Origin of the sequence: Paenibacillus sp. MER 180 (assembly GCF_023713665.1) — a bacterium.
Classification (GTDB): Bacteria; Bacillota; Bacilli; order Paenibacillales; family Paenibacillaceae; genus Paenibacillus_B; species Paenibacillus_B suaedae.
Window position 1 is genome coordinate 15,858 of the sequence record NZ_JAMAVT010000002.1, and the last position, 21,132, is coordinate 36,989.

The 21,132-nt window shown below is 47.7% G+C and carries 17 protein-coding genes; 13 read left to right on the forward strand and 4 right to left on the reverse strand.

From position 1 onward, the window contains the following. Positions 1-33 precede the first annotated feature (33 nt). The 4 genes from M3661_RS02735 to yajC all read left to right on the forward strand — a co-directional run bounded on the left by M3661_RS02735 (position 34) and on the right by yajC (position 4,831). The gene (locus M3661_RS02735) at positions 34-2,199 is read left to right on the forward strand and encodes a SpoIID/LytB domain-containing protein (RefSeq protein ID WP_251482186.1); all 2,166 of its coding nucleotides are present in this window, start codon (positions 34-36) and stop codon (positions 2,197-2,199) included. A gap of 12 nt (positions 2,200-2,211) precedes the next feature. Continuing rightward, positions 2,212-3,258, forward strand: coding sequence for a tRNA preQ1(34) S-adenosylmethionine ribosyltransferase-isomerase QueA (gene queA / locus M3661_RS02740; protein WP_251482190.1), 1,047 nt, complete (start codon positions 2,212-2,214; stop codon positions 3,256-3,258). Positions 3,259-3,278: 20 nt separating this feature from the next. After that, positions 3,279-4,415, forward strand: a complete 1,137-nt coding sequence (gene tgt / locus M3661_RS02745; RefSeq protein WP_065292182.1) for a tRNA guanosine(34) transglycosylase Tgt — start codon at positions 3,279-3,281, stop codon at positions 4,413-4,415. A gap of 101 nt (positions 4,416-4,516) precedes the next feature. Next, entirely contained in the window at positions 4,517-4,831 is a 315-nt protein-coding gene (yajC, locus tag M3661_RS02750; RefSeq protein ID WP_021258750.1) for a preprotein translocase subunit YajC, read from the forward strand. A 107-nt stretch (positions 4,832-4,938) separates the two neighbouring features. Here yajC and M3661_RS02755 read toward each other — a convergent pair whose 3' ends face one another. Continuing rightward, complete coding sequence (locus M3661_RS02755; protein WP_083189293.1) at positions 4,939-5,799, reverse strand: phosphatase PAP2 family protein; 861 nt, start codon at positions 5,797-5,799, stop codon at positions 4,939-4,941. A 119-nt stretch (positions 5,800-5,918) separates the two neighbouring features. Continuing rightward, a complete protein-coding gene (locus M3661_RS02760; RefSeq protein WP_065292183.1) occupies positions 5,919-6,317 on the reverse strand; it encodes a TIGR04086 family membrane protein in 399 nt (132 codons plus the stop codon). 174 nt (positions 6,318-6,491) lie between these two features. Here M3661_RS02760 and M3661_RS02765 point away from each other — a divergent pair, with 174 nt between their 5' ends. Together M3661_RS02765 and M3661_RS02770 are read left to right on the forward strand one after the other, a co-directional pair. Further along, complete coding sequence (locus tag M3661_RS02765) at positions 6,492-7,805, forward strand: ArsB/NhaD family transporter (protein WP_251482193.1); 1,314 nt, start codon at positions 6,492-6,494, stop codon at positions 7,803-7,805. 107 nt (positions 7,806-7,912) lie between these two features. Further along, positions 7,913-8,713: a YetF domain-containing protein gene (locus tag M3661_RS02770; RefSeq protein WP_483874653.1), complete on the forward strand. Its 801-nt coding sequence runs from the start codon at positions 7,913-7,915 to the stop codon at positions 8,711-8,713. Positions 8,714-8,715: 2 nt separating this feature from the next. Here the strand turns inward: M3661_RS02770 and spoVB are convergent, their stop codons facing one another. Beyond that, positions 8,716-10,362 (reverse strand): stage V sporulation protein B, encoded by a 1,647-nt coding sequence (spoVB, locus tag M3661_RS02775; RefSeq protein ID WP_251482200.1) that lies wholly within the window; start codon positions 10,360-10,362, stop codon positions 8,716-8,718. A 185-nt stretch (positions 10,363-10,547) separates the two neighbouring features. Here spoVB and M3661_RS02780 point away from each other — a divergent pair, with 185 nt between their 5' ends. From M3661_RS02780 to M3661_RS02805, 6 genes are all read left to right on the forward strand, one after another. Continuing rightward, a complete protein-coding gene (locus M3661_RS02780) occupies positions 10,548-10,802 on the forward strand; it encodes a post-transcriptional regulator (RefSeq protein ID WP_251482202.1) in 255 nt (84 codons plus the stop codon). Positions 10,803-10,910: 108 nt separating this feature from the next. Further along, the gene (gene secD / locus M3661_RS02785) at positions 10,911-12,179 is read left to right on the forward strand and encodes a protein translocase subunit SecD (RefSeq protein ID WP_072730356.1); all 1,269 of its coding nucleotides are present in this window, start codon (positions 10,911-10,913) and stop codon (positions 12,177-12,179) included. Then, the gene (gene secF / locus M3661_RS02790; protein ID WP_083189295.1) at positions 12,169-13,080 is read left to right on the forward strand and encodes a protein translocase subunit SecF; all 912 of its coding nucleotides are present in this window, start codon (positions 12,169-12,171) and stop codon (positions 13,078-13,080) included. Before secD ends, secF begins: the two co-directional genes overlap by 11 nt. Before the next feature lie 147 nt (positions 13,081-13,227). Next, positions 13,228-14,178, forward strand: coding sequence for a cation diffusion facilitator family transporter (locus M3661_RS02795; RefSeq protein WP_021257024.1), 951 nt, complete (start codon positions 13,228-13,230; stop codon positions 14,176-14,178). A 21-nt stretch (positions 14,179-14,199) separates the two neighbouring features. Continuing rightward, entirely contained in the window at positions 14,200-16,629 is a 2,430-nt protein-coding gene (gene recJ, locus M3661_RS02800) for a single-stranded-DNA-specific exonuclease RecJ (protein ID WP_251482203.1), read from the forward strand. A 39-nt stretch (positions 16,630-16,668) separates the two neighbouring features. Then, complete coding sequence (locus M3661_RS02805; RefSeq protein WP_021257022.1) at positions 16,669-17,184, forward strand: adenine phosphoribosyltransferase; 516 nt, start codon at positions 16,669-16,671, stop codon at positions 17,182-17,184. A gap of 100 nt (positions 17,185-17,284) precedes the next feature. Here the strand turns inward: M3661_RS02805 and uraA are convergent, their stop codons facing one another. Continuing rightward, positions 17,285-18,547 carry a uracil permease gene (uraA, locus tag M3661_RS02810; protein WP_251482205.1) on the reverse strand — a complete coding sequence of 421 codons (1,263 nt, stop codon included), beginning with the start codon at positions 18,545-18,547 and terminating at the stop codon, positions 17,285-17,287. A gap of 342 nt (positions 18,548-18,889) precedes the next feature. Here uraA and M3661_RS02815 point away from each other — a divergent pair, with 342 nt between their 5' ends. After that, a complete protein-coding gene (locus M3661_RS02815; RefSeq protein WP_028531400.1) occupies positions 18,890-21,070 on the forward strand; it encodes a RelA/SpoT family protein in 2,181 nt (726 codons plus the stop codon). The last annotated feature ends 62 nt before the right edge of the window (positions 21,071-21,132 follow it).

Genomic DNA, 21,132 nt, shown 5'->3' on the forward strand with positions numbered 1-21,132 from the left:
AGGAGACGTGACAGAGGAAAGGAATGGGGAAACTTGAATAACAACAGGAACGTTATCCGATCCGTTGCAAGTGTGCTTACGGGGGCTCTGCTGCTATGTGGAGATCCGTATGCTCTTATACAGCCAGCTAACGTCGCGTATGCGGCAGCAAGTAACGATGCAAGACCTGAGCAAGCTGCTCTTCAGAATCATATCCGAGTGGCTTTGTTCGCTAATTTGAGCAAAGGATCACCTGGGCAAACATCGCTCCTGTCTCTGGCCTCCACAGCATCGCTGCAATTGGAAGCGCGAATTGGTGCGAGTTCCAAAGGCAGCGTTGATGTGGATGGTGGACAAGCTCGCTTTAGTGCGGATGATTATAAAGTGAAATTACTCGAAACCGATGATTTAACTGAGGCGCAATCGGTTATGAAGAAGGCACAGTCTTTAGGGCCAGCATATATTACCCAGATTCCAAGACGTGGAACGACATTCTTCGCTGTCTATGCTGGCAGCTATACTACCAGCAAATCTGCCTCCCAAGCTATGGACAAGATGCGTGGAATGACGGTGAAGGGATATGAACCATCCGTCGTTGGCCCCCATTATGTGCAAGCTGGCACATATGGCTCCCAAGATGAGGCCAAAAATGTACAACAATCCTTGTTGGATGCAGATCTTGATGCTTATGTGGTGACATTGGCAACGGATAGTGGAGTGCGGACAGCGGTCTGGGCAGGACAAGCTGCTTCGGATGCACAGCTTAGTGGGATACAATCTGTAGTCTCATCGAAGGGATATGCGGCGGGCGCTGTACAAGCCCAAGGTGCTGCTGTACATAGCATGGAATCGACTGGCAACGCGCTTACTCCTCATTACCGCGTATACGGCAGTGCGAAGTGGATTGTGAAGCCGAAAACGACGACGACGATTAAGGTAAGCGAACGAAGCGGAAGAGCGTACCGCGGCGTGATGGAGGTTAGTCTATATAAGGACAAGCTGGCGCTGGTTAATGAAGTGCCGCTTGAAGAATATTTGATATCGGTCGTTGGTGGAGAGGTCTATTCCAGCTGGCCGATGGATGCATTGAAAGCGCAGGCAGTAGCCGCTCGTACATTTGCACTGTATCAAGGGGACAAATTCGAGATTGCTAATGTGGTAGATACAACATTAAGCCAAGCCTACTTCGGCGTGGAGAAAGAGCATCCAGACATTAAGAGAGCCGTGGAAGAGACTGCTGGAGAAGTGTTGATGCAGAACGGCAAGCTAATCGAGGCCATTTTCAATTCCAATGCAGGCGGCAAGACGGCTGATCCGATGGAAGTCTGGGGCGGATCTTACGATTACTTCCAAGTTGTCGATAGTCCAGACGATGTCGCAGAGGCAGGTTCCAAATCATGGTATCGCGTATCCTTGCCAGATGGTAAAACAGGATATGTTCGTGAGGATGTAGTGAGTCTATCCGGGCAGACGGCAACCGTTCTTGAAAATGGTACGAATGTACGCCCAACACCGGCTATTCAGACAGACGTTCAGCCCGTAGGGAAGGTCGATAAGGGTACAAAGTTAACTGTGCTTGAAACGATTAAAGAAAATAATGAAATGAATTGGGTACGAGGCCCTTATACAGCGGAGCAGATTACCAGCTGGCTGAAGGACCGGACAGAGACGACATTAAGCGGAACGATTAAGACTCTAGCGGTTACGGAAAGAGGTCCATCTGGACGTGCTGTCAAGATCGAAGCTAATGGCAAGCCTGTCGCGGTTAGTTATCCAGACAACTTCCGTTATGCATTTGGCGGTCTGCCGAGTACTTTGTTCGATATCGTTCCTGGCGGATCAGGTGTGGTGTCTGATGTCCTCAGCAATGGCAGCGGGACAGGCACATCCTCGATTTCTATCGTTGGGGCAGATGGCAAATTGCAATCCGTTAAAGATACCTCACAGCTTCGTGTTGTCAGCGGCAGCAGTAAGACAAGCGGGAAGCTCCCAAGCAGCATGGTAGCTGTGAATGGGAAAGGTACGACAAGCAAAGTGTCGCCTACCAAGGAAGAGCAGAAGCCAGTCGTAGAAGCGACATCGTTCTTGTTTGTTGGCAAAGGTAATGGGCACGGAATCGGAATGTCGCAATGGGGTGCCAAGGGATTAGCCGATCAAGGGTATGACTATAAAGCGATTTTGCAATACTATTACAAAAATGTAGAGCTAGTGAAGCGTTAGGACGGATAGCAGATGAATGTGGACTTATATGATTTTCATTTACCAGAGCATTTGATTGCGCAGACACCGTTGGCAGTACGGACTGCATCTCGATTATTAACATTGAATCGCCAGACTGGTGAAGTGGAGCACCATGCATTCCCTGAAATCATTAATTATTTACAGCCAGGTGATTTATTGGTACTGAACGACACTCGGGTTATCCCTGCCCGGTTGTTCGGAGTTAAGGATGATACGGGCGCTAAGGTGGAAGTTCTCTTGCTCAATCAGGAAGAGAATGATTGCTGGGAAGCGCTCGTGAAGCCAGGGAAGAAAGTCAAGCTGGGAACGGTTGTAGTGTTCGGTGATAAGTTGAAAGCGGAAGTGTTGGAAGAGCGTGAGATGGGGGCGAGATTGCTACGCTTCACATATGAGGGCATTTTCAATGAAATATTGGATGAGCTTGGGCAAATGCCCCTTCCTCCATATATTAAAGAACAACTAGATGATCGTGAACGTTATCAGACCGTATATGCGAAGCACGAGGGATCTGCTGCTGCACCTACGGCAGGATTGCACTTTACGAAAGAACTCCTAGCGGAAGTGGAAAATAAGGGAGCTCGAATTGCGTATGTTACCCTTCATGTAGGATTGGGCACGTTCCGACCAATGTCTTCTGATACGATTGAAGAGCATGTCATGCATTCGGAATATTATGAAGTGAGTGCAGAGACGGCACGAACAATTAATGAAACGAAAGAGCAAGGCGGCCGTATAGTTGCAGTAGGAACTACATCAGCAAGAACACTAGAAACGGTTGCAGGGAGATTCGTCGGAAAGGCGATTGAGCCGTGTTCGGGCTGGACAGACATTTTTATCTATCCAGGATATGAATTCAAGCTTGTGAACTCGCTACTAACGAACTTTCACCTCCCGAAATCGACATTAGTGATGCTTGTCAGCGCACTGGCTGGCCGTGAACATATTATGGCTGCCTATCAGGAAGCAATTGAGCAGAAATATCGCTTCTTCAGCTTTGGCGACGCCATGTTCATTTATGATAATGCAACGGAAACCTAATACAAGGATGAGATACAATTATGGCAGCAGTTACTTACGAATTAATTAAGACATGCAAGCAGACGGGAGCGCGGCTTGGCAAGGTTCATACCCCGCACGGCTCCTTCGAGACACCAATTTTCATGCCTGTTGGGACATTGGCAACAGTAAAGACGATGAGCCCAGAAGAGTTGAAAGAGATGGAAGCCAAGATTATTTTGAGCAATACGTACCATCTCTTCCTTCGTCCAGGGCATGAAATCATTCGCGAAGCTGGCGGGCTTCATAAGTTTATGAATTGGGATCGCGCGATTTTGACGGATAGCGGCGGGTTCCAGGTATTTAGTCTTAGCGATATGCGTAAGATTGAAGAGGAAGGGGTTCACTTCCGATCCCACTTGAATGGGGACAAGCTCTTCTTGTCTCCAGAGAAAGCGATGGAGATTCAGAACGCGTTAGGCTCTGATATTATGATGGCATTCGATGAATGTCCTCCGTATCCGGCTGAACCTCAATATATCAAGCCATCGCTTGAGCGTACAACTCGTTGGGCAGAACGTTGTTTGAAGAGCCATGCTAGACCACACGATCAAGCGCTATTCGCGATTATCCAAGGTGGCATGTATGAAGACCTTCGCCGCCAGAGTGCGAAGGATTTGACTTCGATGGATTTCCCGGGGTATGCTATTGGAGGACTTAGTGTAGGAGAACCGAAACACTTGATGTACGAGGTGCTGGATTACACAACTCCGTTGCTTCCGGCTAATAAGCCCCGCTATTTGATGGGGGTTGGATCACCGGATGCTTTGATCGAGGGAGCTATGCGTGGGGTGGACATGTTCGACTGCGTACTTCCTACCCGCATCGCCCGCAATGGTACGACTATGACAAGCCAAGGCCGTCTTGTTGTACGGAATGCGAAGTATGCTCGCGACTTCGGGCCGCTTGATCCGAAGTGCGATTGCTACACATGCCGCAACTACTCGCGTGCGTATTTGCGCCATCTCATTAAGGCAGATGAGACATTTGGTCTTCGCTTGACGACTTATCATAACCTGTATTTCCTGGTGAACTTGATGAGTCAAGTACGCGAGGCGATCCGTGAAGATCGACTGCGCGATTTCAGAGACGAATTCTTTGAAGCTTATGGAATGGACCGCAACGAGAGCGGGTTCTAACAGTAGACATGCTGCCTGCTGAATCGTTTACATTCGTGGATGCTTCAGCTCGTTCGGCAGTCTATACATAATTATTTCATTATTGAAAGGGGGATACATACATGTTGATAGCAGGAGCAGAGGCAGGAGGAACTGGTGGGTTCCTTCAAATGTTGTTGCCGTTCGTCTTGATGTTTGCAGTATTTTACTTCTTGTTAATCCGTCCTCAGCAGAAGAAGCAGAAGCAGCGGAACTCAATGCTTGGTGCATTGAAAAAGGGAGACAAGATCGTAACGATTGGCGGTCTTCATGGCAGCATCATGGAAATTACGGATGACACAGTCGTGTTGCGTGTAAATGACGTTACAAAAATGACATTCGATCGCAGTGCAATTAGTCAAGTTGTATCTGTAGATGAATCTACAAGCGCATCCTAAGTTGATGCCAAGCATAGGAGAAGGGGCTAACCGTTGCATGAGATGCAATGGCCAGCCCCTTCTTTCGTTGCATCATGCGCCGTATGCCGAAGGGAGCAGGAGCATGATTAGCTTATGTCGTTGGAATTGGTATAAGACTTGCTGAATGTCTTCTGCCGATCTGGCAGCAAGCTGAGCTTGGGTTGAACACCTGCAAGCTTCAAGCCCACCCATGATGCAACCATAGCAAGTACGGTTCCAGCCAGCATATCCGTTAACCAGTGAATGCCGAGGTAGAAGATCGAGAACACAATAATAATTGCACTTGCTGCTGTAAAGATGGCCCATCTGCGATTGCCAGACTGTGAAGCGAGCAGAGCGACCGTTACGGAGATTGACGTATGCAAGCTTGGGAAGCAATTATCAAGTCCAGAGAGGGCGCGATACTGCTCCTCGAAGTTCGGGAACACCTCCAGCATGCGGAAGCTGACCCCGGCTGGTGCATACGACCATACCTCATTAACTGGGAAAAATAAATAGAATGGGATAGCTACGATGTAGTTAATCATAATGGCATAGCATACAGCGTGCGCCATTCGGATATTCCCGTTTGTTGTATAAATCCCGAGTGAGGCTACGATAAGTGCTTGAAAGACAACAATATAGAAAAAGGAAACAAATTGCGTTAATAGCGGATGATTGAAAATCTGCTGGACACTGTATACGAATTGTCCTTCAAGTTGATGAATATTGGAAGTGAAATCCCAATTAATCTGCAGCACTTTTTCGAGCGTAAGCTCAAAGCCATTGACCATGAGAATAAGCACCATCGCAATGAACGCAATCAGAAAAGAACGCGATGTCCACAATGATCGTAGTAATGCTCCAGCGACAGCTAGCGGCTGTCTGCGTGAACCAAACCAGACAAGTACAATGACGGTTACGATGGTCCACAGCGTGACAGTCTGCATGGATTGAAATAGAACCACGAGAATCCCCCTAATGTTATGTCACATTGCCGTTTTGTAAACTCCAATAGTATAACACAATTGGGTGGGGATTACATGATGCGATCATGCCGGCCATTTGAGAGCAAGGCTTTCCTCCTTTACTGGCTGGACTTGCTCATATTTACACCGATAATACCCCCTATTGCGCTGACAGCGAACGCTGCTACTGTTTGGACGAGTTTTTGAACGCTTACCCCTGCATCCATTGCAAGAAAACCAATCAGCATGACGAGCAGCACATAGAAGATTCCTGTCATTCCTCCATAGTACCAGCCCTTTTTGCCGCTTCTTCTGCCAGAAGTCCATCCACCGATAAAAAGAGCGATACAATGGATAATATAAATATAGCCTTTCATTTCGTCCTCACTAGTTGAGCTTGAATATAGCAAGACTGACAAGGCGAGTGCACCGAGAGCCATCCAAACGAAGGCGTAGACGATTCCCGCCACTAGCGGGTGGCCTAATTTCCAGCGCGTTACATTCTGAATCGCATTCATCTTACACGCTCCTCCCATCATTTCTATGATTAGTATTCATCGTATGGGCAAGCTATCCAATTTAGTACAAGGCATAGACGAAAAAAAAAGACAGCGTTATAATGTGTGAACAAAAGGTCAGTAAAGAAGAAAGTTGCAATCAGAGCCTTATAAGGTAGAGAGGGATGGAGTCTTGTGGGACATACTGTAGCAAATTGGCAAGTGACCGCGGCGGTCATTGTGTTTTTAATCACGTATGCCATCATTATTTCGGAGAAGATTAATCGAGCCGTTATTGCGCTCTTAGGCGCAGTTGCGATGCTCGTCCTGCAGATTGTAGATGTACATATGGCATTTACAACCTATATCGAGTGGAATACGCTGTTCCTGCTCGTTGGTATGATGATTTTGGTGGGGATTACGAACAAGAGCGGGATCTTCTCATACGCTGCTGTCAAGGCAGCACAGCGGGCTAAGGGACATCCGAAGCGCATCATGCTCATTATGTTCCTGCTCACAGCGGTAGGATCTGCATTTTTGGATAATGTAACGACGGTGCTGCTCATGGTGCCGATTACGTTTTCCATTACACGTATGCTGAAAATCAACCCAGTGCCATTTCTAATCGCGGAGGTTATCGCATCGAATGTAGGGGGAACAGCAACCCTAATAGGCGATCCGCCGAATATTATGATTGGATCTGCCAATAAGCATCTGACTTTCAATATGTTTTTGACGCATCTGGCTCCAATTGTGTTTGTCATCGCAATCATCATAATCGGCTGCTTGCTGTTCATCTACCGCAAACAGCTGCATGTATCGGACGAGCAGCGGCAAGCATTGATGGAGCTGTCGGCAGCTTCGTACATTACAGACGCTAAGCTTGTAAAGAAGTCCCTTACTGTGCTTATTTTAACGATTCTTGGCTTCGCACTCCATTCAGTTATTCACGTTGAGGCAGCTGTTGTTGCAATGGCAGGTGCAACAATCTTGATGCTCATCGGATTGAAAAATGAGGAGGAGCTTGAAGAGGCGCTCCATCAAGTCGAATGGGTTACGATTCTATTCTTTATCGGGTTGTTCATCCTTGTTGGCGGTTTGATTCAAGTAGGTGTCATCAATCGTCTTGCAGAACTTACGCTCGGACTTACGAACGGGGATATGACCAAGACTTCGATGCTCGTCCTCTGGGTATCCGGTATTGCGTCGGCTACGATTGATAACATCCCGTTCGTCGCGACAATGATTCCGCTCTTACAGGATATCGGGACGCAGATGGGGATTACAGACCCGAACCAATTGAATCCACTCTGGTGGTCACTTGCGCTTGGTGCATGTCTTGGCGGAAACGGGACGCTGATAGGTGCATCTGCCAACGTCATTGTGGCGGGTATGGCCCAGCGTGAGGGTCATGGTTTTAGCTATATGGACTTTTTGAAAATAGGTGCGCCGATTACGATTATCTCGCTTTTGATTTCTACGGGATACATTTTACTGTTCATCCTATAATTACAATTGTCCATTTGTAAGATACAGGATGGGAAAAATTCAATAATTAAGAAGCAGTATGCTTCACGATCACGGCGGTCAGAATACCAATGAAAGCGGCTATCGCAATGCGACAATCGGCAGCGAGGGAGGCGTTACATTTGGGACTTTGGACCGTCGTTTTTCGTACGGTGTTGATGTATTTTGCGGTATTTATTGTTCTTCGAGTAATGGGCAAGCGTGAAATCGGCAAGCTGTCTGTTTTTGACCTCGTCATCTCGATCATGATTGCAGATATTGCAGTAATGACGATTGACGATTCAGAGCGTCCCCTTCTTGTGGAATTTGCTCCGATCATTGTACTGCTCGTCATCCAGGTTACACTTGCCTTCGTAACGTTAAAGAGCCCGAAAATGCGCGAAGTATTTGACGGGACTCCAAGCATTATTATTGCCAATGGAGTGCTGCAGCAGGACGTTATGAAGAAGCAGCGATACAATCTGGATGATTTAATGCTGCAACTGCGGGGACAAGGGATCGACAACGTCAATGATGTTACCTACGCCATTTTAGAATCAACAGGGGAATTGTCCGTATTTAAGGCAAGTGAGGAAAAGCCAAACCAGAACTCATCGAGCTCGAATGCAAGCAAGCAGGAAGGGCAAAAGGAAAGCAAGTCCAAACCATCCAATACACAGCCCGCCCTGCCAGAAGCACACCAATATCAATTCACGTCACTTCCCTTGCCGCTCATTATGGAGGGGAAGGTACAGGAACAGAATTTGCTAAGCATCGACAAGACACGGTTCTGGTTAAAGAATCAAATTCAACAAAAGGGTGTCTATGATTTTAAGCAAGTGTTCTTCTGTTCCATAGACCATAAAGGCCATATTTACGTAGATAGCAACCCGAGCAAGCTCAAGCGCTGAGATTATTTTGGATCAGGCTTCGCATGAAAGAAGCGTCGAAAGAACGGAAAGCGGGAAAGATCACTGCGATCGATTAATTTCATCATGATAAGAAGCAGAATATAGACAACAATCCCAACAATACAAGAAATAATGAATCGAAGCACAAGATGCTCGTCCGTAGAACCTGGAAAATGAATATATGTCGCTTGTATGCACCCGGCCGTAATGATCATTGCGGCTCCAACCTTGATGAAATCCAGCCAAGGAAGCTTAAGGCCAACATGGCGAACGACACTATATGCGTGCATAGTTGTTACGACAACGATGTTCACATTGATGGCAATAACCGCGCCGGTAATGCCTAATTTCGGATCTGCCGCGAGCCATAGAATCAATCCAATTTTAAGAATTGCCCCTATGAAGGTATTGATGAGAGCTGTTCCCGGACGCTCTAGCGCTTGGAGAGCAGCTTGGAGCGGGGCTTGCAGGTAAATGAAAATAGCGACAGGCGCCATCCATTTCAACATTGGAGCAACGGTTGCATCATTGTATAGCAGAGAACATAACGGAACAGCCAGCACGAACATAACAACGGCAAAAGGTGCTCCGCTTACGAGCGCAAGCCGGAGAGCCTGATGAATGCGCTTCTGAATGGTGGTCGTATCTCTACGGCCAAGTGCTTCGGACAGGGCAGGGACGAGTGAGACCGCAAGAGAGTAAGTAAGTGCTCCTGGCAAGGTGAGAATGGGAATAATCATGCCTTGAAGTGCTCCGTATTGCGCCGTTGCGACTGCGGTAATGATACCGGCTGCTGCAAGACTGCGTGCGATTGTGATGGACTCTAATAAATAGGACAGAGATCCAACCAGTTTGCCTCCTGTAACAGGAATCGCGATTTGCAGCAGCCTTCGCAAGACATTGCCCTGAGCTGGGCAAGAGGTTGCGCCCGTTGGCTCTTGTCCACCTTCAATTGACTGCTTCACTGCATTGAGCTGTTGAGTGCTGCTCTGAGAGTGACGTTTGCGAGCCGTGTAATACATCCAAGCAAGTACGGCAAATCCTCCGATCTCCCCAATTACTACACCTGCCATGGCGCCAGCGGCCGCCCATTCCAAGCCGTAAGGCAAGCCCATATATGCAAATAAAATGACGGTAAAGATCCGTATTATGGTCTCAGTAACTTGAGACATCGCGGTTGGTATCATGTTCTGCATGCCCTGGAAATACCCTCGAAGCACGGATGAGGCAGCAATCACGATAATGATAGGGGTCATCACCATGAACGTATAATATACTCTGCTGTCCGTTAGAACGTGCGTCGTTATCCATGGTGCAAGAACAAGCAAGGCAACTGAAAATAATAGGGATGCCCCAATCGTTATTTTGAGTGACAATGACAATATCCGTTTTACTCGTTGTTGATCGCCGGTAGCATCTGCCTCCGCGATAAGCTTGGCCACTGCTAGTGGAATCCCACCCGTTATTAACGTAATGATCACGATGAGGAAGGGGTATCCCAGCTGATAAATGCCTACGCCCTCTGCTCCAATGATGCGCGGCAGCATAATGCGTGGGATGAATCCAAGGATGCGGTTCACGATGCCGGCTGCCAATAAAATAAGTGTTCCTTGAATAAATGTTTGTTTTTGTAAGGTATTTTTTGACAATAGCATCCCTCTTCTCGCGCAAACTTCAGTACACGTAATTGCTGCCCAATATCATTCATATGCGGTTGTCCACAAACCATACCGAATGTGTTGAGGAGATTTTTCAGCCTAGAGCTTGCGTATTAGCAGGAATTCAAGAGGAGAGGGTCGAATTATGACTAACGTGGAGAAGGGAGTTATGCGGCATGACAGAACTAATTAGTGACGCGGAACGTATCGAGGCAATTGAACTGTGCTGTGAGAGCAAAGCAGAAGAATTGCGCTTGATTGGGTACGAGCACGTTACCGGTAAGGATGTATGGGAATGTGTAAGTTCGAAGTATGTAAAAAATGGAATCGAACCTGCGCTGCATAAGGTTGTAAATGACATTTTATCGCTTAAAGCAACGCAATTTATGAATTATATAACAGTTGCCGCATATCGGGGCGCTCCCTTTTAATAAGGCGAGGCCTTTTTTTTGTTTGTTTGCCATGATTCTTAAAATTGACGCGAAAAATGAGCGCCGATATAATAGGAATATTGAATATGAAAGGGGACTAGGGACGATATGAAAAGGGTGACCGCATTCCTGCTCATCGTTGTCGTTTCGCTAGGCGTCATTTTTTGGACAAGCCCTTCGATCGTCAACAGCATACGTCTTGGGCTCGATTTGAAGGGCGGCTTTGAAATATTGTATCAAGCATCGCCGCTTGAATCGGGTGGCAAAATTACAAATGAGGCGTTGAAACAAACGGCGAAGAGCTTGGCTAAGCGTATTGATGCTAACGGCACGAGCGAACCGGAGATCATCATTGAAGGTTCGGATCGGATTCGTGTCAAGCTTGCCGATGTGAAGAATGAGGAAGAAGTTCGCAAGAAATTAAAGGAGCCTTCGGTGCTGACCTTCCGTAGTTCTGACGGCTGCAAGGAAGCCACGGACTACTGTAAGGTGGAATTGCAGGGAACAGACTTCAAGGAGGGTGGCGCGAGCGTCGTATTTAACGAGTTGCACCAACCAATTGTAGCTATCAAGATGAAGGATGCAGGCAAATTCTCTGAATTGACGAAACGTCTTGCTTCACTTGCCGGTGAGCAGCGCAACCACTTGGCAATCTTCATGGATGAGAATATGATCTCTGATCCGGCTGTTAACTACGAGATTCCGGGTGGAGAGGCGACGATTACTGGTCAGCGCACGGTTGAGGAAGCGAACGACCTTCGCGACAAAATCAACCTTGGCGCATTGCCGCTGAAACTGACAGAAAAATACTCCCAAAGTGTTGCTGCAACACTAGGTAAGTTGTCGTTGGAACAAACGGTGAAAGCCGGCTTGATCGGATCGGCACTGATTCTCGTGTTCATGCTGCTTGTTTACCGTTTGCCAGGGGTAATTGCGAGCTTCTCGCTCGTCTTGTTCACATGGCTTCTGCTGGTGTTGTTCTGGTTGGCTGATATTACACTGACATTGCCGGGTATTGCGGCATTCATTCTCGGTCTCGGTATGGCAGTCGATGCGAACATCATTACTTATGAACGGATTAAGGAAGAGCTGCGCAGTGGTAAATCGATTAACTCCGCACTCAAGGCTGGTTCAAAGAACTCGTTCAGAACCATTATGGATGCAAACGTAACGACGATTATTGCAGGTGTTGTTATGTACATCATGGGTGAAAGCTCCGTTAAAGGCTTCGCACTCATCTTGATGATGACAGTCATTTGCAGTATTTTCACAAACGTATTCTTGTCTCGTGTGTTCCTACATCTGCTTGCGAAATCGAAGTTATTGAGCAAGCCAGGATATTTTGGCGTAAAGGAGAGTGAAATCCGTGCGCTTTAAGGGAACATTCAACTTTGTTCATCAGAGTAAATATTTCTTTATCTTCTCGATCGTGATTACCATTCTCGGTTCGTTGTCTCTATCGATATTCGGATTGAACTACGGTGTTGATTTCAGCTCTGGTACGAATGTGGATATCAACGTCACGAAGAAAATTGAGAAATCACAAGTGGAAGATCTGCTGAAAACATATAATTTCAAAAAAGAACCTACGATTACGATGGGGGCGGAACGTATTACCGTACGCTTCACTGAAGTTCTTGATGAGCAGCACGAAAAGCAGTTCAAGGCGGACATGAAGAAGATTGATGAAGGCTCTTCCATGGAAATCAATACGGTTGATGTAGAGATTGCTCGTGAATTGCAGCGTAATGCACTGCTCGCTGTATTGATCGCGAGTATCGGGATTATTATCTATGTCAGCATCCGCTTTGAGTGGCGCTTTGCCGTATCAGCGGTTGTCGCCCTGCTGCATGATGCATTTATGGTTATCAGCTTGTTCTCCATCTTCCGGTTGGAGGTCACGCTGCCGTTTATTATTGCGGTGCTGACGATCATCGGTTATTCCATTAACGATACGATCGTTATTTTTGACCGGATTCGTGAGAATTTACGTTTTTCGAAGATCAAGAGTATGGATGACTTGGCTCACTTGGTTAACGACAGTATCTACCAAACGCTCACTCGCTCCATCAATACAGTATTGACTGTATTGGTAACGGCGCTCTGCCTGTTCATCTTCGGCAGTGAGTCAATCCGGATGTTCTCACTTGCGATTCTATTCGGTCTCGGCTTCGGTGCTTACTCGTCCATCTTCATTGCAAGCCCGCTGTGGGTCGTATTGAAGAACAAAGAGAGCAAGAAACCAAAAGCTTCTGCTAAACCGCAGGAAGCGAAGTAATTTATTTTGTAAAGAAACCATTTGTTTTTCTTTTCTCTCATAATCTGGAGTTAAGAAACATACGATAAAGCCGCGTCCGTTTGTGACGCGGTTTTGGCGTTGTGTAAGCCGCCATGATCACAATGATGATTAAACGAGGGATGCTGCATGTCTACTGACCGATTTGCCAAGGCGGAGACCGGAGCCTGGGTAGGAATTATCGGGAATATCTTATTAGCTGGAGTCAAGGGAATAGCCGGATTTTTGTCCGGGAGCCAGGCGCTTATCGCAGATGCCTTTCATTCTGCTTCGGATGTAGCGGGTTCATTCGCTGTTCTAGTCGGTTTGAAGGCGGCTAAGCGTCCTCCAGACAAAGATCATCCATATGGTCACGGCAAGGCAGAATCGATTGCTGCAATTGTCGTCTCTGTACTGCTGCTGGTCGTGGGAATTGAACTGGCAATCTCTGCGGCTAAGTCAATATGGAATGGCAAAGTCGTCGTGCCAGAGTGGTATGCGCTGGCAGCTATTATTTTGTCCATCGTAGCGAAGGAGAGTATGTTCCAGTACAAATTCCGATTGGGCAAGCGCTTATCGTCGCAGGCATTAATTGCGAATGCGTGGGAGCATCGATCTGATGTATACTCGTCTATTGCGGCACTAGCAGGTGTTGGGGGAGCAATGATTGGCGGCAAACTAGGCATTAGCTGGCTTCTCTATTTAGATCCGATCGCGGGTGCTGTTGTAGCTCTGCTCGTCCTACGAATGGGGTATCGGCTCGTACTGGACTCCATCCACTCCACCATGGATCACGTCCTGCATGATGAGGATGCGAATCCACTTATTCGAGCAGTGCAATCCGTTGACGGTGTAATTACTGTTGATGAGCTGCGAGCGCGCGAGCACGGACATTATGTGATTGTAGATGTCAAAATTAGCGTCAATCCTCGCTTGACGGTAGCGGAAGGACATACAGTTGCCAAGCGAGTCAAAAAACATTTATTGCAGCGGTTTATCCATGTAGCGGATGTATTCGTGCATGTGAATCCATTCGATCCGGGATTCCCTTATCGATCTCAGGAAGCACGTAGTGAGGATGCCTCCACATTGCTGCAATAAGGATAATAAAGGAGATAAAGAATGCTTCATCCACGTTCACGGTGGATCTGCGCGGCAACGTCAGACGAGCAAGTGAGTCAATTGGCACAAGAAGCCAAATTATCGCCATTGTTGGCTCGTATGATGGTCGTACGTGGGATTGACACTGCGGAGCAGATCCAGCAGTTTTTATATGCTGATGTCAACCAACTGCATGACCCGTTCCTCATGGCAGGGATGGAAGAAGCGGCGGGACGGATAAGACGGGCGTTAAATAGCGGAGAGAAAATTCGGATTTACGGTGACTATGATGCGGATGGCGTATCGAGTACTTCGCTTATGATTTACCTGATGCGAGAGCTGGAGGCGAACTTCGATTACTATATCCCGCATCGTGCGAATGAAGGATATGGACTCAACAATGGCGCGATTGATGATGCGAAGGCACAAGGCTGTACGCTTATCGTAACCGTCGACACTGGCATTAGTGCCGTAGAGCAGGTTGCCTATGCGAAAGAGCTTGGTATTGATATCGTTGTTACGGATCACCATGAGCCGCCTGAGCAGCTTCCAGAAGCATATGCCCTCGTCAATCCGAAGCTTCCTTATTGCCCCTACCCATTCAAGGGATTGGCTGGGGTGGGGGTAGCTTTTAAGCTGGCTCATGCATTACTCGGCAAAGTGCCCGAACATTATCTGGAGCTTGCTGCGATTGGAACAGTGGCTGACTTGATGCCGCTACTCGGAGAGAATCGAGTCATTGTTCAGGAAGCATTGAAGCGCATGGCTCGTTCCCAATATGCAGGCATTCGCGCTTTGATGACCATTGGCGCGATAGATCCGACAGAAGTAACATCGACAAGTATTGCCTTCTCGATGGCTCCGCGCATTAATGCAAGCGGCCGGCTCGATCATGCCGATATCGCTGTTCGATTGTTAACGGCTGATGAGGATGAGACAGCTATCGCTTATGCATCTGAGCTGGATCGATTGAATAAGGAGCGGCAGAAGATCGTAGAAGGCATCGTGAAGGAAGCAGAGGCACAGTTGACGGAGAAGATGACTGATACAGGCGAGGTTCCGAATGTCATCGTTCTCGCAGCAGAGGGCTGGAATGTCGGCGTTATCGGCATTGTTGCTTCGAAGATTGTAGAACGCTATTATCGGCCTACCTTCGTGCTTGGGATTGATGAAGAATCAGGATTTTGCAAGGGCTCGGCCCGTTCGATTGCAGGGTTTGACTTATATGAATCGATGACGGAATGCGCAGAGGTGTTCGAACACTATGGCGGTCACCAGGCTGCCGCCGGGATGACGATTCATCGCGATCGATTATCCGAGCTTGAGGAACGCTTGAATAAGACGGCTGCGGAGAGATTGACCGAGGATGATTACATTCCATGCACGGAAGTCGATGCGGAATGTGAGCTTGATGATGTTCCGCTGGAAGTGATTGAGCAATTAGGGCGTCTAGCACCGTTCGGAATGGGCAATCCTAGTCCGCGTGTGGTTATTCGCAACGCGGTAGTACGCGATAAGCGCACGATGGGGAAAGAAGGACAACATTTAAAGTTGATGTTAGGCAAAGAGCGTGCTACATTGGATGCGGTGGCATTTCATAAAGGGGCATTGTCCTACCGAATTGCCAATGATGTGCAGGTTGATGTGCTTGGAGAGCTGTCGATCAATGAATGGAATGGACAGCGCAAGCCACAGTTGATGATGCAGGATATCCAGATTACAGAACGACAGCTATTCGATCGTCGCGCAACTGCTCGTCCACTCGAATCAGCTATCGAGTTGGCAAGAACACTCGAGCAGGACGAACCGCAGACAAGCGCTCTACTTATGACACGAGAGCAGGCAGGAGTGTATGCCGCTGAACCGTTCGTCTGGTTGTATAGCGATGAGCTTGAAGGGCCTACCGTCATACCGAGCTCCTGGGCATGGGCAGCGGATGAATCAATGCTTGGGAACGTGTCGAAGCATATCCATGAGCTCGTGCTGTGCAGTATCCCTCCATCGGAGTGGGAGCTGAAGCGGTTGGCAGATCAGCTTTCGAATGTAGGAAGAATACATGCCATACTCCCGCGCCAGCCGGAAGGCGGGCGGCTGTTCACGCCTAGTCGTGATCGAATGGCCTATGCATATAGCGAGCTGAAGCGAGTCGGCACTTGGGATACGGAAGTGTCAACGATGTCTTCGCTTGCGAAGCGATTGCGTATGAATGAAAGAGAACTGCTGATGCTGATGGAAGTATTTAAGGAATTGGACTTTATTACTTGTACATCTTCTTCGAACAACAGCGTTTACAGCATTGTACAGCAGCCGAACAAAACATCACTTGAACAATCACAGCGCTATCAGGATTGGATGACCGCAGCAGCCTGGGAATCTCGCTGGTACGAACCAGTGACTGAGGAATTAGCGGCATGGATATGGTCATATTGGGATGAAGCGCGTTGCAAGTAAGCTATATTATATTTGGATAATTCCAAGGGAGGATTTTTAATGGATTTAAAACAGCATATTCGGGTGATTCCTGATTTCCCACAACCAGGCATCAGCTTCAAGGACATAACAACATTGTTGAAGGATGGCCAAGCCTACAAGGCGACCATTGAAGCGATGCATGAACTCGTAAAGGATAAGCAGATTGATCTCGTAGCAGGGCCAGAAGCGCGCGGATTCGTAGTAGGTGCTCCATTGGCACTGTCTATCGGAGCTGGTTTCATTCCGGTCCGCAAGAGTGGTAAACTTCCAGGAGAGACGATTGAGGTCGGTTATGACTTGGAGTATGGCAAGGATAAGCTAGCTATGCACAAGGATGCGATTCAGCCTGGCCAAAAAGTGCTTATCGCAGATGACCTGCTCGCTACGGGCGGTACAATCAAGTCTACGATTGATCTCGTTCGTCAGTTGGGCGGCGAAGTCGTTGGTGCGGTATTCCTGATTGAGCTTAGTGAATTGAACGGCCGTGACAAATTGGGCGAAGGCATCGACGTTATTTCGCTCGTTCAATATTAATTCGTTCTCTTGTGAAGCAACGATAATAAAAATCCCCTGCCGCCTCTTCTTCCGTGATAGATGAAGATGCGTGCAAGGGATTTTTTTGTATGATTCAATATTATTCGTTAGACAAGTGAAGCTTGTCCAGAATGATGAAGAACACGTTCAGTACAATCGCAAGCACAGTTGCGAGCGCCATCCCTTTCAATTCAACAGCACCGAACTGGAGCTTGGCACCGCTGATCCCGATGACGATGACGAGGGTTGTCAGCAGCAGATTCTTCGGCTTGCTGAAGTCAACCTTCGAGTCCACAAGAACGCGGAGACCGGATGCAGCAATGACCCCGAACAAGAGCAGGGATACGCCGCCCATAACGGGAACTGGAATGTTCGCAATCAATGCGGACACGTTACCGAAGAACGACAGGATAACTGCGAATACAGCAGCACCGCCGACAACCCATACGGAGTATACGCGTGTCAGCGCCATAACGCCGATATTTTCACCGTATGTTGTATTCGGTGTGGAACCCATGAACCCGGAAATGACAGTAGAAATACCATTACCAAGCAAGGAACGATGCAAGCCAGGTTCTTTGGATAAGTCTTTGCCTACAATGTTGCTCGTTACCATCAAGTGACCGATATGCTCCACAACAACGACCAGCGCTGCGGGAACAATGGTGAGAATAGCAGTTAAATTCCATTCTGGAGTCGTAATCGTAGGCAATGAGATGAATGATGCCTCAACGACCTTATCCATATTCACATAGCCCATAAGGTAAGCCGATACATAACCAGTAATAATACCGATCAATATCGGGATAATCTTAAAGAATCCCCGGAACATAACATTACCGATTACGGTCACACCCAATGTGATCAATGCGAGCGTAACCGCTTTTCCATCCAATGGGGCATCTGGGCCAGCAGGAATGAAGCCAGACATGTTGGCAGCAACCGGTACAAGCTCTAAACCGATAACCGCAACAATCGCGCCCATCGCTGCAGGAGGGAACAATACGTTAAGCCAGCGAGTGCCTGCCATTTGGACAATGAGAGCCACTACGATAAATATAATACCTGATACGATAAAACCGCCAAGTGCTTGTGCATAATTCTCCGCATGACCAGAGAGAACGACCATAACCGGAGAAATGAAGGCGAAGCTCGATCCCAAATAAGCAGGAATCATACCGCGGCACAGAATGAGATAGAATAGTGTACCTAGTCCGTTCATCAGCAGTACAATCCCTGGATCGACTCCAAATAGGTTAGGTACAAGCACGGTAGAACCGAACATGGCGAACAAATGTTGAATGCTGAGCAGCAGCCCTGGAGCGAAGCCAGGTTTTTCATGCACTTGAATTTCGCGTTGCAAGCGAATGCACTCCTTTTTCAAATATGTAGTTGTATTCGGGCGTGTAGACAATCAATGTTCAAAAAGTTTGAGCTTCTTGAACTACCGCTAAGGCCCAACTATATAATTTACAGGTTAAGCCCCCTTCATTTCAACAACATTTTACTCGATTTGCATAAAAAAACGTCAAATGCCCATAAGAAACGAGATTATTCTGCAAATTTCGACATATATAAACACCACTCACGGATGATAAGGATCGGAAACCATTGACGAGTGACACCGAATAAAGGCATAATTATAGGATACTCTGTAATCTAGGGGAGGTGTCCCCGGATGAAGAAAGGAACCGAGTCGACTCCAATGGGTATCGAGCAATTAATTGAGAAAGCTGCGACCTATATGAAAGAACCGGATCTCGATCGCATCCGCGATGCATACGAATTTGCGGACAAAGCGCATACCGGACAAGTCCGGAAATCCGGTGAACCTTATATATTGCATCCGTTGGCCGTTGCAGACATCGTTGTTGGCATGCAGATGGATCCTACCTCTGTCGTTGCGGCCTTGCTGCACGACGTCGTAGAAGATACATCCGTATCCCTGGAGGAAGTGCGAGCTAAGTTCGGGGAGACTTGCGCGATGCTCGTTGACGGACTGACGAAGCTGGAACGCATCCAATTCCGCTCTAAAGAAGAGCAGCAAAATGAAAACTATCGCAAAATGTTCGTAGCTATGGCAAATGATATCCGAGTCATCGTCATTAAGCTGGCGGACAGACTGCATAATATGAGAACGCTCAAATTTCAGTCGGAGGAAAGCCAGCGCCGTATCGCGTATGAAACGCTGGAAATTTTCTGTCCGATTGCGCATCGTCTGGGTATTTCCGCGATCAAATGGGAGATGGAGGACATTGCGCTTCGGTATTTGAATCCGCAGCAGTATTATCGCATTGCGAATTTGATGCATAAGAAGCGGGCAGAACGTGAGCAGTACATTTCGGATGTCATTTCCCGGATCAAAGAAAAACTCGATGAGATGGGAATTACAGCTGATCTGTCAGGACGCCCAAAACATATTTATAGTGTGTACAAAAAAATGACGGCGAAGAGCAAGCAGTTCAACGAGATCTATGATTTGCTTGCCATTCGAATTATTGTCGACAATATTAAAGACTGTTACGCGACCTTAGGGATTATCCACACACTGTGGAAGCCGATGCCAGGTAGATTCAAAGACTATATTGCGATGCCGAAGACGAACATGTATCAGTCCTTGCATACAACGGTCATCGGGCCTACGGGCGAGCCTACGGAAGTTCAGATTCGCACTTGGGACATGCACCGTACGGCCGAGTACGGTATCGCGGCTCATTGGGCCTACAAAGAGGGGAATGGCACGATTGGCGGCAGCTTCGAAGAGAAGATGCACTTCTTGCGTGAAATCTTGGATTTGCAGCAGGAAACCAAGGATGCCCAGGAATTTGTTGAGTCGCTCAAAATGGATTTCTTCTCTGATCTCGTATTTGTATTTACGCCGAAGGGAGAAGTTATTGAGCTTCCATCCGGTTCAGTACCGCTCGACTTCGCCTTCCGCATCCATACGGAAGTTGGAAATCGGACGATCGGTGCGAAGGTGAATGGACGGATCGTACCGCTTGATCATCAGCTGAAGACCGGGGATATCGTTGAGATCTTAACTTCAAAGCATTCCTATGGTCCTAGCCCGGACTGGATTAAGATCGCACAATCTTCGCATGCGCGCTCCAAGATTAAGCAATGGTTCAAGAAGGAGAAGCGAGAAGAGAATGTGCAGAAGGGCCGGGAATCCATTGAACGTGAACTGAAGCGTCTTGGGCTCGAGACATCCGTATGGATGGCTGATGAGAAGCTGATGGAAGCAGCCAAGAAATTCAACTTCAACGATATAGAAGATATGATGTCTGCCGTAGGCTTCAGCGGGATCACTGCAGCGCAGGTATGCACTCGCATGACGGAGAAGATGCGCAAGGAAGCCGAGGAAGCAAGTCAGATTGAATTGACGCATGAAGTGAAGGAAGTCAAGAAGGAGCCTGTTCGCAAGCATCGTCCGACTCACGGCATTACCGTTAAGGGAATCGACAATCTCCTCGTTCGCTTTGCCCGGTGCTGCAATCCAGTGCCGGGGGACGATATTGTCGGGTATGTAACCCGCGGAAGAGGCGTATCTGTCCATCGGGCAGATTGCGTGAATGTCGTATCGACAACGGATGGCGAAGACGCTGCACGGATGATTGATGTGGAGTGGGGAGAGTCTGCTGAGGCGAATTATAGTGTCGATATCGAGATTACGGGGATGGATCGCCGTGGCTTCTTGAACGAAGTGCTGCAGGCTGTATCCGAGAGCAAGACCAATATAGCAGCAGTGTCTGGACGTTCTGACCGTAATAAGCTGGCCATGATTCATATGACGATTCTTATTCGAAATACGGATCATCTTCAGTCTGTAGTAGAGAAGATCAAACGAGTAAAAGACGTATACACAGTGCAGCGAATTATGCAATAATTCGCTGCCTTTTTACATGCAAGGACGTTGGTAATAGAAGGATAAAATGGCGGATGACAGGA